The 15,461-nt window shown below is 40.1% G+C and carries 14 protein-coding genes; 7 read left to right on the top strand and 7 right to left on the bottom strand.

The annotated features are described in order from the left end of the window. Window positions 1-10: 10 nt before the first annotated feature. Complete coding sequence (locus ACWATR_RS03560) at window positions 11-1,045, top strand: hypothetical protein (protein ID WP_460329589.1); 1,035 nt, start codon at window positions 11-13, stop codon at window positions 1,043-1,045. Between the two features lie 206 nt (window positions 1,046-1,251). Here ACWATR_RS03560 and ilvA read toward each other — a convergent pair whose 3' ends face one another. Continuing rightward, the gene (ilvA, locus tag ACWATR_RS03555) at window positions 1,252-2,763 is read right to left on the bottom strand and encodes a threonine ammonia-lyase, biosynthetic (protein WP_069074633.1); all 1,512 of its coding nucleotides are present in this window, start codon (window positions 2,761-2,763) and stop codon (window positions 1,252-1,254) included. Between the two features lie 551 nt (window positions 2,764-3,314). Between ilvA and ACWATR_RS03550 the strand changes: the two genes are divergently transcribed. Together ACWATR_RS03550 and ACWATR_RS03545 are read left to right on the top strand one after the other, a co-directional pair. Further along, the gene (locus ACWATR_RS03550; RefSeq protein ID WP_435022648.1) at window positions 3,315-3,620 is read left to right on the top strand and encodes an RNA recognition motif domain-containing protein; all 306 of its coding nucleotides are present in this window, start codon (window positions 3,315-3,317) and stop codon (window positions 3,618-3,620) included. Between the two features lie 378 nt (window positions 3,621-3,998). Beyond that, on the top strand, window positions 3,999-4,502 hold the full coding sequence (locus ACWATR_RS03545) for a hypothetical protein (protein WP_460329586.1): 504 nt from the start codon (window positions 3,999-4,001) through the stop codon (window positions 4,500-4,502). A 156-nt stretch (window positions 4,503-4,658) separates the two neighbouring features. Here the strand turns inward: ACWATR_RS03545 and fghA are convergent, their stop codons facing one another. From fghA to ACWATR_RS03525, 4 genes are all read right to left on the bottom strand, one after another. Further along, window positions 4,659-5,507 (bottom strand): S-formylglutathione hydrolase, encoded by an 849-nt coding sequence (gene fghA / locus ACWATR_RS03540; protein WP_460329584.1) that lies wholly within the window; start codon window positions 5,505-5,507, stop codon window positions 4,659-4,661. A 175-nt stretch (window positions 5,508-5,682) separates the two neighbouring features. Continuing rightward, complete coding sequence (locus tag ACWATR_RS03535; RefSeq protein WP_460329582.1) at window positions 5,683-6,438, bottom strand: class I SAM-dependent methyltransferase; 756 nt, start codon at window positions 6,436-6,438, stop codon at window positions 5,683-5,685. A gap of 288 nt (window positions 6,439-6,726) precedes the next feature. Beyond that, complete coding sequence (locus ACWATR_RS03530) at window positions 6,727-7,989, bottom strand: sensor histidine kinase (RefSeq protein ID WP_460329580.1); 1,263 nt, start codon at window positions 7,987-7,989, stop codon at window positions 6,727-6,729. A 64-nt stretch (window positions 7,990-8,053) separates the two neighbouring features. After that, window positions 8,054-8,728, bottom strand: coding sequence for a response regulator transcription factor (locus ACWATR_RS03525; RefSeq protein WP_460329578.1), 675 nt, complete (start codon window positions 8,726-8,728; stop codon window positions 8,054-8,056). Window positions 8,729-9,030: 302 nt separating this feature from the next. Here ACWATR_RS03525 and ACWATR_RS03520 point away from each other — a divergent pair, with 302 nt between their 5' ends. The 4 genes from ACWATR_RS03520 to ACWATR_RS03505 all read left to right on the top strand — a co-directional run bounded on the left by ACWATR_RS03520 (window position 9,031) and on the right by ACWATR_RS03505 (window position 11,412). Further along, the gene (locus ACWATR_RS03520; RefSeq protein ID WP_460329576.1) at window positions 9,031-9,690 is read left to right on the top strand and encodes a hypothetical protein; all 660 of its coding nucleotides are present in this window, start codon (window positions 9,031-9,033) and stop codon (window positions 9,688-9,690) included. 216 nt (window positions 9,691-9,906) lie between these two features. Continuing rightward, window positions 9,907-10,347, top strand: a complete 441-nt coding sequence (locus tag ACWATR_RS03515) for a hypothetical protein (RefSeq protein WP_460329574.1) — start codon at window positions 9,907-9,909, stop codon at window positions 10,345-10,347. A 17-nt stretch (window positions 10,348-10,364) separates the two neighbouring features. Continuing rightward, the gene (locus tag ACWATR_RS03510; RefSeq protein WP_460329572.1) at window positions 10,365-10,718 is read left to right on the top strand and encodes a phage holin family protein; all 354 of its coding nucleotides are present in this window, start codon (window positions 10,365-10,367) and stop codon (window positions 10,716-10,718) included. A gap of 490 nt (window positions 10,719-11,208) precedes the next feature. After that, the gene (locus ACWATR_RS03505; protein ID WP_460329570.1) at window positions 11,209-11,412 is read left to right on the top strand and encodes a hypothetical protein; all 204 of its coding nucleotides are present in this window, start codon (window positions 11,209-11,211) and stop codon (window positions 11,410-11,412) included. Between the two features lie 229 nt (window positions 11,413-11,641). Here ACWATR_RS03505 and ACWATR_RS03500 read toward each other — a convergent pair whose 3' ends face one another. Then, window positions 11,642-14,380, bottom strand: a complete 2,739-nt coding sequence (locus tag ACWATR_RS03500) for a cation-translocating P-type ATPase (protein ID WP_460329568.1) — start codon at window positions 14,378-14,380, stop codon at window positions 11,642-11,644. Between the two features lie 235 nt (window positions 14,381-14,615). Beyond that, a complete protein-coding gene (locus ACWATR_RS03495) occupies window positions 14,616-15,398 on the bottom strand; it encodes an ion transporter (protein ID WP_460329566.1) in 783 nt (260 codons plus the stop codon). Window positions 15,399-15,461 lie beyond the last annotated feature (63 nt).

Genomic DNA, 15,461 nt, shown 5'->3' with positions numbered 1-15,461 from the left:
TTGACGCCTTATGACTCAAAATGGACAATTAGAACCACCTCCGGGGACTTTTCTCTCACCACTGTTAGAATTACGAGACTATTATGCTCGCCTCACAGAAGAGTATGAACGGCTTTTTGTGCAGGCGCGATCGCAACTCGATCATGTAGAAGCATTGTTGTCTAACTGGTCTTTTTCTGATCCGAACAAGCAGATATCTAGACTGACTGCGGCTGATGAAACCTCAAATCTTTCGCAAGAAGGCTCTCTGCGGTTTTTATCACCCCTTGATGACATCAACGAAATCAACCTGGTAGAGTCTGTAGAGTCAGTACGAAAAGACTCAGATCCGGTTGAGATAGATAATTCTGCTGCTGTTGATACAAAAGAGAGTCAACCTCTAACTACATCAACATCTCCAAAAATCGTTCCAGAGAACAACGATAGTTCAACGAAGGTAGCGGAAATTCCCATGCTACCCCAATATCAGCACGCCCTCTCGCGAATGGAAGCTATCAAACAGCTATTGCAAGAGCAGATAGGGACTGTTTGTCATATTGATTTTATCGTGCGATCGCTTTATGGAGAGTTAGATTCCCATCTATTCAAAGTAGTCAAAGGTAGGGTGCAATCTTCCCTCACCCAAGGCAGAGAAAGGAATTACTGGGTAACTATTCCCGATGAGCCAGGTTGTTATACTCTAGATTTAAGTTTGGTAGCCCCAAGTAATCGCAATGGTGCTTCTAGGAGTATCAAAAACAAAAATAAGAAGCCTTTCGTACCCCCAACAAAAACAGTACCGATGCTCAAGGCATTTGAGGGTCAATTCTTAATTGATGCCCTCACCTCTCTGTTAGAAGAAAATCCAGGTAAAGTTTTCAGCGTTGCTGAAGTCATCGCCGGAATTTATGGAGAACTAGATTCTCAGCAAATTAGAGAGATCAAAAATAAGGTGCTGAATGAACTATCTAGAGGCTATCGGACAGGCAGATTCTCTAGGGTTCCTAATCAAATCGGCTTCTATACTTGGGACTCCAATCTGATATTGAAGGGTAGTTCTCGTTAAATTGGGCATTGGGCATTGGGCATTGGGCATTGGGCATGGAAAAGAGACAAGGTAGACAAGGAAGAGGGGGGAGACAAGAGAGAGACTTGTTCAATAATTCCCCCTTGTCCCCTGCTCCCCTGCTCCCCTGCTCCCCTGCTCCCCTGCTCCCCTGCTCCCCTGCTCCCCTGCTCCCCTGCCCCTCCGCCCCTCCGCCTCTTCCCCACCTACCCCAAAAACAGCTTGTATGCCGGATTCTTATTCTCATCCCAATAGCGATAGCCCAAGTTATTAAGAAAAGCTTGCCACTCTTGCATCTCGTGGGGGGGAACCTGGATACCAACAACAATTCGCCCATAGTCTGCGCCGTTGTTGCGGTAGTGAAAAAGACTAATATTCCAGTCAGGACTCATGGAAGTAACAAACTTCATCAATGCGCCGGGACGTTCGGGAAACTCAAAACGATAGAGCAATTCATTGTGAGCCAAGGGAGAGTGCCCACCTACCATGTGCCGCAGATGTAATTTAGTTAGTTCGTCGTCTGTTAAATCAAGGGTTTTAAATCCTTGAGCTTCAAAGTTTTCTACCATCTTTGCAGCATCAGCACGATTTTGAATTTGTACACCTACAAAAATATGGGCTGTTTTTTCATCAGCAATACGATAATTAAATTCGGTCAGATTCCGGTTGCCAATACATTCACAAAACTGGCGAATACTTCCCCGTTGCTCAGGAATTGTGACTGCAAAGATCGCTTCGCGGCGTTCACCCAACTCTGCACGTTCTGCCACAAAGCGGAGGCGATCAAAGTTCATGTTTGCACCGCAGGCAACAGCAATTAAGGTTTGTCCCTCGATTTGCTCTCGTTCGGCGTAGGCTTTGGCAGCTGCGATCGCTAATGCACCAGCTGGCTCTAAAATGGATCGCGTATCCTCAAACACATCTTTAATTGCAGCACAAGTATCATCTGTATCCACCAGAATAATTTCATCTACATACTGCTGACATAAACGGAAGGTTTCTTCACCTACTTCCCGCACCGCTACGCCATCAGCAAATAACCCCACTTGAGATAAGCGCACCCGATGTCCGGCTTTGAGTGATTGAGACATCGCATCAGCATCTACTGGTTCAACACCAATAATTTTGATTTCAGGACGCAACCGTTTTACATAAGCCCCAATCCCAGAAATTAATCCGCCCCCTCCAATTGCGACAAAAATTGCATGGATGGGTTGCTGATATTGCCTCAAAATTTCCATCCCGATTGTTCCCTGTCCAGCAATTACATGGGGATCATCAAAGGGATGAATAAAGGTCAGTCCTTTTTCTACTTCTAATTCACGAGCATAGCTATAAGCATCATCGTAAGTGTTTCCATGTAACACTACTGCTCCGCCCCTCATTCTAACAGCGTCCACCTTGACTTGGGGTGTGGTTACTGGCATGACGATAATTGCTTTGGTTCCCAAGCGATTGGCTGCAAGAGCGACTCCCTGAGCATGGTTTCCCGCTGATGCTGCAATTACACCCTGTGCCAAGATATCTGGTGGCAGTTGCACCATTTTGTTATAAGCACCCCGGAGTTTAAAGGAAAATACTGACTGCATATCCTCACGTTTCAGCAGGAGTTGATTATTCAACCGCGCAGACAGATTTGGAGCATACTCCAGTGGTGTTTCTTGGGCAACATCGTATACACGGGCAGTTAGAATTTGGATCAGGTAGTCGCAAAACATGGGCGTCAAGCTGTTAGCAAATGCTGGATGGAGATTAATTTTACGTTAGAAGCGATCGCACTGGTTTTATTTAATTGCGCTATCTCGAAATTTTGAGTGAATAAAATTGAAAAATTACTAATACTATTTGGATAGAAATAAGTTCAGTGATTGAAATTATTTGGTGACTTCAAACTGAGTGCGATCGCTCGTAGGTTGATTTTAAACTAGTTTCACCAACTGTCCGAATATTTAGAGGATATTTGTAAAGTATTAAGTTGTATAAAGATTGCCCCTACCCTCCTTAAGAACGAGAGAAATAAATCAAAATTCCCCTTTTTAAGGTAAATTGAGGAGGATATACAAGTATTTGTTACATCACAAACAACTTTTCAAACATCCTCTTAACATCAACAAATAAGTATATTGTTGCTTATGAACATAACTTTTCAATTTATGTTAAAATATGCATGGAAGATTAAATTCGGCTGTGTAGTTTGTTTTTATATATACTTGTATTACAGACCTCTCCGGATCTAAATCTCTACACCCCCTGATTCTGGAGACATTCTATGTCAATTTACGTCGGTAATCTATCTTATGAGGTTAAAGAAGAAGACCTCCGGCACGTCTTTGCAGAATACGGAACTGTCAAAAATGTTCAATTGCCTATCGACCGAGAAACAGGTCGCGTTAGAGGTTTCGGTTTTGTAGAAATGGAATCAGACGCTGAAGAAACAGCAGCAATTGAAGCCCTTGATAATGCCGAGTGGATGGGTCGGAGCTTAAAAGTTAATAAAGCGAAGCCCAAAACAGATGGAGGTTCCTCTGGCGGTAGAAGAGGAAACTATGGTGGCGGTGGCTCTGGCCGCTATTAAGGTCTAAAACCAAGAATTTAATAACTCTAAGGTCTTGAGGGCAGACAAGGCGTCTGCCTTTTTTTATGCTTTGATTGACTGCTGACTTTTCACGTTATGTGGAGAAGTCCACGAAAAACCTAACCCCCTAACCCCCTTCCCGCAGCGGGAAGGGGGAAATTCAAAGTCTCTCTCCTTTTAGGAGAGAGATTTAGAGAGAGGTTTTCCAGATGCCGTGAAAAGTCAGGATTGACTGGACTATTCAACACCATCCAACCACTAATTAAATCTATTTAGTAAAAAAAATATAGTATGACTCAAATAATCGTAGGCGAAAGTGAAGGGATTAAGTGTATCTTATGAAGCTATGCGGCCGCTTTTGTCACAGGTGTAGCAACAATGAACCCAGAAGCTAAACATATTGTTAGCGAACTAAGGCATAAGTTCTACTCTAACTTTGCAGATGCTATGAATATGCCAGTGAGCATAACTGGTACATCTTATAGTAGTAATTCACCGATCGCATCTTGGATGGATCATAGGCAAAGACTGAACTATATAAATGTATACGCTTATACAGCACCAGATGAATTTGTGCCACTCCGCCCATTCATTCTTCGACTGGCTATTAACAAAAGTGCTGGTAGAGTAACGGTGATCAGAAAAGGACAAGTATGCCGAGGTCTTAATTTGTTGTGGGATTTTGAGTTAACTGTGCTACCAAAAGAAATCTTAGACTTTCTTCCCTGGATAGTTAATTTAGTTGAGGCCCATGACAAAAGTTCGCCTTTGTTGCTACAGTCACCACCTCATTCATTTGAATTAAAAGTGCCAGAGGTCGGGTTATTTAAAAACGCATGGACTCAGAAAGCTTGGCTGCTTGCAAATTCGACAATATCTTAATGGTTAGTGCTGAAGTTGATTTTTGCAACCAAATAAAAATATATGTACTTGGCTAAGTTTGACCAATCAGAAAATAGCAAGCTTACTTTAGTTTTGTCAAAAATTAAATAAGAATCCTCTAGAAATGTGGGTTCTAAATAGATAAATAGATGAAAACTACTTTAATAAAGCGATCGCATGGTGACGGATATGATCTTCAATAAAACTGGCGATGAAATAATAACTGTGGTCATAGCCTTCTTGGTAACGCAAGTTTAGCGGCTGGTTAACATCTGCACAAGCCTGCTCAAACACTTCTGGCAGTAATTGTTCCGCTAAAAAATTATCAGCAGTGCCTTGGTCAATAAGAATTGGACTGTGATATCCTACTTTTTTAACTAATTCACTAGCATCATAAGCACGCCAACTTTCTTGATTGTTGCCAAGATAACCACTGAAAGCCTTTTGACCCCAAGGACAACGCATAGGTGCAGTAATAGGTGCAAAAGCTGATACTGTTTTGTAGAGTCCTGGATTTCTCATCGCACAGACAAGCGCCCCGTGTCCCCCCATCGAATGACCGAAAATACCTTGTTTCTCAGGTTGGGCGGGGAAGTTGGCAGTAATTAAAGCAGGTAACTCTTGGACTACATAACTATACATTTGGTAATGTTGACGCCACGGTTCCTCTGTAGCATCAACATAAAAGCCCGCACCCGTGCCAAAGTCCCAGTCATCATCCTCACCTGTAATGTCAGTATTACGCGGGCTAGTATCTGGTGCAACCAATATCAAACCGTACTCAGCTGCAAACCGCTGCACTCCCCCAGCCTTCGCCATAAAATTCTCTTCTGTGCAAGTTAATCCAGAGAGGAAATAGAGAATCGGCACAGGTTTTTGAGTTGCTTGTGGTGGTTGATAAACAGCAAAGCGCATTTCACCGTTACAGATTGAGGAGTGATGACTGTAGAAACCGAGTTTGCCACCAAAGCTTTTATATTCTGAAATGAGGTTGAGGCTAGCCATTGGTTGTATTCTATTTCCTGAGCGGTTGCGGAGAATGATTATTTTACCCTGAACTACCTGGTAATTAGCACGCTATTATTTGACTACATCATATTTGCCATGTGTAAGCGGACGTTGAAAGAGGAAAACTCAAGCGATCGCATGAACTAACCGCCGCTAACGATTATAATTAGCTTTATTTGTAAATGCATAATAATCGTGACGCGTCAAAGTTATCGTCGCGGTAGAGGCATTCAAACCTATTGAAACCTTGTTTTTGAGATATCTCATATAAAGTTTGTTGCGTTTCTGGAAAATCACATGAAGAAATATGGTTTTCAATCATTGAATAATCTTGCGCCGTTAGTGTGGAGCAATATTTCGCTAAATTATCTCGGTATCGTGTAAGGTATGTTTCTCGGTCTTCTTCTTCTCTACGAAAAACATCAATAAGAATAAAAACACCACCAGATTTGAGAAGGGGTTTTAATTGACTAATAAAATCTTCTTTTTGCTCAAGTTGAAAGTGGTGGAGAGCAAAAGAGATGAGAATAACATCAAATTTATCCTGCTGAATGTGGAGGTTAATCAATTCAGAATCTAATTGAGAAAAATCACCTTGCATAAAAGTTAAGTCACATGGAATTATGTCCATGTTTTTTTTAGCAATTTCTAGTGCTTGCGTGGAAAGGTCTATACCTTTATAGGCAGCAATGTTGGTATTTAATAAAGCTTGAGCAGTGAAACTGGCATCACCACACCCAAAATCAAGCATATTAAAGGGTTGTGGAAAGTAATTAACTAGGAAGTTGTGCAGTATATTGTAAATATCACGATGTTTCATGAAATTTTCGTTGAGCAACTTCTGATAAATTTTCCATTGCTCATTGAATAACTCTTCAGGGCGCAAGGAGTCCTCTTCAGTACTTTGGAGTTTTCTGTTCACTGACATTTTGCTTATTTCCTTAATGTAAGAGTTTTGTGAAATCAAGGTTAACCCTGGTTACTTATTTCTGGAGTTTATACCAACTCTGTATGAAGATGCACATCATAATATCCCCCTGTAGTCCCCCAAAGGCATCGGGGGATTATATGCAGCTTCACAAAGAAACGGTATTAGAGGGTGTTTGAAAAGTCCTTTTGTCGGTAGCAAAACGTTTTAGATCCCCCTAAATCCCCACTAATTGCATTCTCTTTTAACCGCATTCTCTTTTAACCATATAACCAGAATTTATAAATTTTACTTTAAAGGCAAAGCAATGTGTAAAGTTGTACCTTTTTGGAATACGCTCTTAATACTAATTTTACCACCGTGGGCTTGAATTATTTGTTGGGCAATAGCTAGTCCTAAACCAAATCCTCCAGTTTGACGAGATCGCTTTTTATCCACTCGATAGAAACGCTCAAAAATATATGGTAAATCAGCTTCAGGAATACCAATACCATTGTCTATAATTTGGATTATAGCCCAACGTGATTGGGTAAATAATTGCAATTGAACTTGACCACCAGCAGGAGTATATTTGCAAGAATTATTAAGTAAATTTATAACTACTTGACGGAGCAAGTCAGCATCACCAAGGACAGTTATACTATTATTTGGCAGCTTGGAAACTAAATTAAGATGTTGTGCATCTGGTTGGTTGGCATAATCATCTGTTATCTGTAAAAGTAAATTATTTAAGTCAATTAATTGTAAAGATTCAGTCGGTAATTTACCTTGATAACGTGCTAGAAATAGCAGATTATTTACTAAAACACTCATTGACTTAGCAATATCATAAATCTTTTGGAAGCGCTGACGTTGCAACTCTATATCAGTAGATTTAGATAAAAAGCCGTATTGAGCATTGCTAATAATTGCTGTCATAGGCGATCGCAATTCGTGGGAAGCATCAGCTGTAAACCTTTGCAGATGATCGTAATTGTGGCGAATTGGTTGCATTGCTAGTCCTCCCAACCACCAACCCGTGAGGGCAACCACACCTAAAGTAATCGGCGCTGAGATAGCCAAAACCATACGGAATTCAGCTAAAGCACTTTCAGTAGCCGTCATCGGCATCGCTGCCTGTAAATAACCAATTAATAAACCATTTTGGTAAACAGGCAACGTCACCTGACGTAGCCAGACTTTGCTATCAGTCTTGATAGTATCAAACCCACCTGAGATTAAAAGGCGATCGCTAGGAATCGTACCAAAAAATTGTACAAGTTGCTTTTGCTCATCGTACCAACTTGCATACACTAGTTGACTATCCGGCAATGGTTGTACCATACTTCCCAACAATGGTACATATTCTAAGTTTAACTGCCGCTGACCATTATGCACTTCCAACTTAACATTAGCTGCCATCAAACTTGTTTTTTTATAAAGTAATCGATCTAGTTCCTCCAACTTATCTATCACTTCCCAATAGTAAACTCCCGCCGCAAATATAATTAGAATACTGCCCATTGTTAGCGTGAACCAACTTGCGAGATTGCGACGGCTGCGATTAAACATAAGTAGTCATTGGTAATCTTCTGATTCTTCTCACTCTCCCAGTTTTTACTGCCTAATTCTAATTTTATTCTTGTGGATTTAAGCGATAACCCATACCATAAACTGTTCTAATCCAGTCTCCTGCACCCAATAGCTGCAAGCGCTGGCGCAACTTGCGTATTAGCACAGTTAAAGCATTACTTTCTGGTTCCATACCACACTCCCACAAAGCATCTTCAATCTGGTTACGAGTTAAAACCTGATTGGGATGGCGCATCAAGTATTCTAGTAATTGTCCTTCACGTGGAGATAATTCTACTTTTACCTGACTCCGTTCTACACTTAATTCAGCTAAATGCAATTGTAAATCTGCTATACGTAAGCTATACCCCTGCCAATTAGGGACTCTTCGTCCCAAAGCACGGACTCGTGCTAAGAGTTCCACCAAATCAGCAGGTTTAACTAGATAATCATCTGCTCCTGCATCTAAACCCATAACTTTGTCGGCTGTGGTGTCTTTAGCAGTTAACATCAATACTGGTGCATTTTTACCAGAGAGACGATACTGACGACACAGAGACAACCCACTAATTGTTGGTAACATCCAATCCACAATTAATAGATCGTAATCTTTTTGTGAAATCAGCCATTGTGCAATTTCCCCATCTTCCGCAGCATCTACAATATATCCGGCCTCGGACAGAATACCTTGTAATGGTTCTAATTGTTCCAAATCGTCTTCTACTATTAAAATCCGCATAAAACTTTTTAGCGTAAAGCCTTGCCATAAAATCATCAACTCTCTTTTAAAATTAGATATGTTAATTACCTCTATGTCTTCTATCTAATTTTAGATTTTAACTTTCAGATTATTCTCCATAAGGAATAAGGTATATCTGCCAATAGGTAGTTATAAACCCTGCTATAGCTTCGCGACTATAAAAAAATTTAGCAGAACTTATGCAAAGCAGCTTACCGCAGGTTATTGCCTCTACATGAATAAAGCGCAGCCTCAGATAGAATTGGCATTAGGATTATTTATAAACTGATAAATTCAAAAATATGCCTGATTTACGTCCACAAATTTTACTATTGACTTTGCCTTTGCTATTTGTAGGAATTGCTTTTTGGGCTGGTAGTGATTTTCTAACAAAGCAATTATTAAGTCTATCTTACAGAACGCCAGATAAATTGCAAGCTGATACACTACCACAGGTTTTACTTGCGCTGAATTTTACACTAATTGATATAAAGATAGACCAAGAAGATAAGTTTACTCAAGTTAAAATTATGACAGCAAATTCCATGCTAAAAAGATTAGAGCTAGAAATTCCCAACTCAAAATTTACCGAAGTAGCGATCGCACAAAAATTAGGATTGTATCCTCAAATCAAAAAATTAAAACGTAATCAACAAATAGAGGTGAAAATCCCCCTGAATTTGACAGCAATCAAAGCTGAAATTGAAAAAAAACAAGGATTTAGCTTAGTTGAGATTAGAACTGCTAATAATGCTCTAAAAAAGTTGAATTTTGTGCTACCAGTCACTGAAGTTAATATATTAGAAGTCATGACTGCTCAATTACTTAATTTATCTCCTGAAAATATTAGGAAACTTATAAGTTATCAAGTTAAAAATCAATCGCAGTTTAAACCACAACCTAAACAACGCATACAAACAGAGAAAGCTGCTAAAACTGAGACAATCTCAATTAGTAATTGAAATGGCAAAGGAGCTAGAGCCAAAGCCCAAATAAAAAGAATCCTCCCGTGAATCATCGTAGTAACTGCCTTACCGTCACTTTCTGATCACATTCTTTTTGTAGATTGAATAAATCAGTTGGAATGTTTAGCTACTAAACTAATTTGCGATTATCTTCAATTTTCTCTAAAGGACTAATATAACAGGAATAATTAAATTGGATAAGAGGTAAATAATATGTCAGTAAATGAAATTTTAGGACAATATATACCAGCCCAACTAAATCTTTCTTTATTCAATTTAAGTCAAACAAACCTATCTAGAGCAAGTTTGAGTAGAGAAAAGCGTGATAGCGAGAAGCTTAATAGAGAGGATACAAGTGTTATAATAGCTTCAGAACCATCTCTGATTTTGGCTCCTTTTATATTGTTAATAATGGGCGGGATAGTTTTTTTTCATAAACTCAAACTGTCTGATCAGACTAATAAGCTAAATAATTTATATGGCTCTCCCTGTCAAAATTGTCATTTTTTATCAAAAAACAGTTATCTCAAATGTGCGGTAAATCCTTCTACTGTTTTCACAAAAGCAGCAATTGATTGTTGTGATTACCAGCCATTACAAAAAAGAAAAAAGTTAGGTCTTCCAATATTTTGGAGCAAAAGGAAAGTTAATTAAAAAATAGGAGGTTCATTATGATAGGTTTCATCATTACTTGGTTAGTCACATCTGTGAGCTTTTTGATTATTGCTAGGCTGCCATTTTTGGGAATAGAAATAGATAGTTTTGGTAAAGCAGCAATTTCCGCCATAGTTTTTGGAATTTTGAATGCTGTTTTGCTGCCAATTCTGACATTTTTTACCTTTCCATTCATTATCCTGACATTAGGATTATTTTTCTTTGTCTTAAATGCCATCATCTTTGGATTGTCGGCTTTAATTGTCCCAGGTTTTAGATTACGTCATGGCTTTTGGAGCGCTTTGCTAGGTTCTATTACTTTAGCAATCATTAACTCAATTCTATTAAGACTTGTGGCTTCAATTACCTGAACCAAATATAACAATTTTAACGCCGTGTGCAACTTTCTCTCAGACCTAACCCCAACCCCTTCCCTACTAGCGTTGGGGAGCAAGAATCAAAGCCTCTCTTCCTGTGCTATCCATTACCCGGATCTTTCTCAACATTTGCGATCGCAGTTGGTTCGATTGGGGCGTATATATTCATCACCCTGTTACCTTTGCTAATTTTGCTCATTTATCCTCCACTGACAGGAAAATGAACGCGCAATTTTAAATTAAGAGGTTGTTTGAAAAGTCTAATTTATTACTAGCCCTGGCGACTGTAAGTCGCGATTATACAGACAAAACCCACCTCCGTGGGTTAGAAACCCTTGATTTTTAACGCTTTCCACGGAGGCGGACTTGGTTTGTGTAGTAGCGTTCGCCCTTGGCGTGCCGGAGGCATTATTCTATTCGCCTAATACTGTTCAAACATCCTCTAAAAATATTTTCTCATGCTTTTTTGACAAACATCAAAATCATGATTGATAAAGAATATCTGTTGTTATTTATTACTGGAGTTAGTACTGTATTTAGTGTTAGTGGTTGCACCTTAGAACGTAATTTCGAGGCAGAAAAACAAGAGTCTGCGATCATAATTCAATCTCAAGGAAGGCGAGCAGACGTACCTTATGTAGCAACACCACCACAAGTAGTAGACGCGATTGGAAAGCAAAGCGAGTGATTCGAGTAAACGCCACAACCCTTTACTTATGGGTAGTGCCTGAGAATGTGCCAGCAAATTTGCGGTAAGTAAGTCGGTGGGAGTAAACCCAATAGGTTCGGATAAGGTTTTTTGATGACACGCCCTAGATCATAAAGACGCGATTTATCGCCGTCTCTACAAAGGACTGATTATTGTAAAGACGGCGATTTATCGCGTCTCTTGCCTTAATTGCGCCGACTTACTTAAATCAGTTGAGAGGGTCGAAACGATTTACTATAATTGATACTCCAATCATTGGCAATCCTATAAGGAAGCAAATTAACCATTGATTTAAATTCAGTGGAGCAGTAGAAAATAAGCTATTCATTAAGTTCCACTGACTAAAAATAATCTGCAAAACTATTGTAGTAGCGATACCAATTCCCATTGCTGAGGCATCACTAAATGTCTGTCTGACTCCCCGAATCGTATTAACTAGAGCCGTTCCTAATTGACTAATACTTAAAAGATAAAAAATTCTTCCGGCGACTAAAGCCTGAATTGCCATTGTTCGGGCTAAATCGATATTTCCTGTAGTTTGTCGTATCCATTCAAATACACCAAAAATCAAAATCCAGTTAAAGAGAGAAATTGCTATAATCCGTTTGACTAAACTTTTAGAAAGTAACGGTTCGCGGGGGCTGCGTGGTGATTGTTCCATTACCCGTTCAGACTTTGGCTCAAAGGCTAAGGGTACTGTCATGGCAATGGAATTCACCATATTCAGCCACAAAACTTGTAAAGATAAAATGGGCAATTCTCTGGCAAATAATACACTAATCAAAATCGTCATCGATTCGCCACCATTAACGGGTAGGATGAAGGCGATCGCTTTGAGCAAATTTCGATAAACAGTCCGCCCTTCCTCAACCGCAGCTTCTATTGAGGCGAAGTTATCATCAGTCAAAATCATATCTGAGGCTTCTTTGGCTACCTCCGTACCAGCGCCTCCCATTGCAATACCAATATCTGCTTGTTTCAGGGCTGGTGCATCATTAACACCATCCCCAGTCATGGCAACAACCTCTCCTTTAGATTGCAGGGCTTCAACGATGCGAAGTTTCTGTTCTGGTGCAACACGGGCGAATACTGCCCCATCTTCTATGGCTGTAGCCAGTTCTGATTGATCCATTTGCGCCAGTTCACTGCCTGTAAAAGCGAGAACTTCACCATTTTTATTGAAGCCCATACTTTGAGCGATCGCTCTTGCAGTTACAGCATGATCGCCTGTAATCATTTTGACTTGAATCCCAGCATTTTGACAGGCTTCTACAGCCTTGATAGCCTCACTTCTGGGCGGATCGATCATCCCTTGCAATCCCAAGAAAACCAAATCTTTTTCGATATCTGCATGATCGAGGGAATCTTGAGCATGGGATACAGATTTATTCGCAAAAGCTAGTACCCGCAAACCAAGATTCGCCATCACATCCACTTCTTGATGTATGGTTTCTGCATCTACGGGGGTAAGGTTTCCCTCAGCATTTAACATCTGCTGACAACGTTTCAGAATTGCCTCTACCGAACCTTTAACGTAAATAGTTTTAACTCGTGAAGAATTTTCTCTACTCCCATCTTCATGCAAAGTTGCCATGTATTGAAACTCAGATTCAAATGGAATCACATCCAGCCTGGGCATTTGGGATTCTAAGTGACTGCGATGTAGTCCAACTTTATCAGCAACAGCTATCAATGCTCCCTCTGTCGGATCGCCAAAAACCTGCCATAGTCCTTCCTTTTGTTCTAGATAGGAATCATTGCATAACAAACCGGCTTTGAGACATTCTGCTAAAGCTGGAAGATTCCGCCAATCTATTGGCTGTTCATCTAATAAAATTTCTCCTTCTGGTACATATCCCGTACCAGTGGCCGTATATTGTTCACCACCGACATAAATTGCTTGTACAGTCATCTGGTTTTCGGTTAGCGTCCCAGTTTTGTCAGAGCAGATGACTGTAGCACCGCCAAGAGTTTCCACCGCTGGCAATTTCCGAACGATCGCATGTCGCCGCGCCATCCGCGAAACCCCGATTGCTAGTGTCACAGTTACTACAGCTGGCAATCCTTCAGGAATCGCACTCACAGCAAAGGCAACAGCCGCTTCAAACATTTCTGCCCAGGTATTGCCGTATCCCAACCCGACTGCAAATGTCAGCGCCGCGATGCCGAGAATGATGTACAGCAGGGTGCGGCTAAATTTATCAAATTTTCGAGTCAAGGGAGTTTTCAGGCTCGTTCCTTGCTCGATGAGTTGGGAAATGCGTCCGGTTTCCGTGGCTTCTCCAATGGCCACCACAATCCCACTACCAGTACCAAAAGTGACAAAGCTACCAGCATAAGCCATATTGAGGCGTTCAGCTAAGGCTGTATCTGTACTCAATGGTTGTGTATTTTTTTCAGTAGCGACTGACTCACCCGTAAGTGCTGATTCATTCACTTGCAGATTTCGGGATTTGATCAGACGCAAATCCGCTGGTACTTTATCGCCAGAAGTTAGTAGTACCAAATCCCCTGGTACCAACTCCGTTGAGGGAACTTGTACCTTTTGGCCGTTGCGAAGGATAGTTGCATTAGTTTGTACTGAAGAAGCCAAGGCTGCGATCGCACTTTCGGCTTTTGATTCTTGAATAAAACCGATAATGGCATTAATTAGGGTTACACCCCAAATTACCCCAGCATTTACCCACTGTCCGATTAAGGCTTTGATAGCACCCGCAATCAGCAAAATGTACAATAACGGTTGGTTAAATTGCAACAAAAATCTTAATACTGGGCTGGTTCCACGTTTACCCTTAAGTTCATTAGTACCAAAACGTTCTTGCCGTTTCACCACCTCATCTGAAGTTAAACCTGTTTCTAGATTTGCGTCTAAATGTTGTGCTACCTTCTGTACCGGTAGATTGTGCCATTCACGTGGCTGCATGATTTTTTCAGATGTTGCTGTCATTTTGTTTGCGCCAAAATTGACTATTAGCTGATCAGCAAAATTATGATAAATAAATGTGATGCAAATGTGAGCAAAATGTGGTGTTGCTCATTTGCAGTAATTTAGCGGATATCATAGAACCCCATTAACTCTGGCGAATCTCAATCAAATCTGCGACTAGTAACAGTTTTGCGTAAATAAACCACCCATCTAAAATGTCTAAAATCCTTACGAATTACGAATTACGAATTACGAATTACGAATTACGTAACTTAGTCCCACACCTTTTACAAAACCCAGCATCTAGATCATGAAAAGCCAAACCACAACCTGAACAAACTGTTTCTACCTGATTAGCAGTTTTTACAACTCGCTTAATTAAATCCCCTATTTGCCAAGGAATCAGAGCAATTCCCGTAAAAATCATCAATACAGTTAGCAAACGCCCTAATTCCGAAATTGGAGTAACATCTCCAAACCCCACAGTTGTCATTGTGACAACAGAAAAATAGAATGCATCCAAAAATGTACCATAATTTTGAGGATTAACCGGATGCTCGACTTGATAAATTAAGCCAGAGTAAATAAAAACAATTGCAAATAATGTAAATAATATTCGCGCAAAAATCATTCCATCTTCGGTGCTGACACTGGCGAATAAAAATTTCCGATCAATAAATCTGATTAGTCGTAAAATCCGAAACCATCGGAGTAGGCGGATAAAACTGATATCTACCATTCCGAGAAAAAATGGTAAAATTGCTAATAAGTCAATAATCGAATAAAAGCTAAAAATATACCTAATTTTGTTTTCTGCACTCCACAGCCGGAGTGAATATTCCACCGCGAAGATGATGACGATCGCAATATCAGCTACATTTAACTGAAACCGCATATCATCAGGAATATTATATGTTTCTACCACAAAAATTCCTGATGATATTAGCACCAAAGAGGCAAGTGTTAAATTAATCGCTCTACCTATTGGTGTTTCCAGGTCTTTTAAGTAAAAATCTGTTTCTTGTCTGCTCAATAACATATTCGACCATTAATACATCTTAATTCCCAGTTATAACATTAGAAATACGATATTATTAACCAT

The organism is Nostoc sp. UIC 10890, assembly GCF_054786515.1.
Note: the sequence above shows the minus strand (reverse complement) of the source record. Positions and strands in the feature narration are given on the sequence as shown.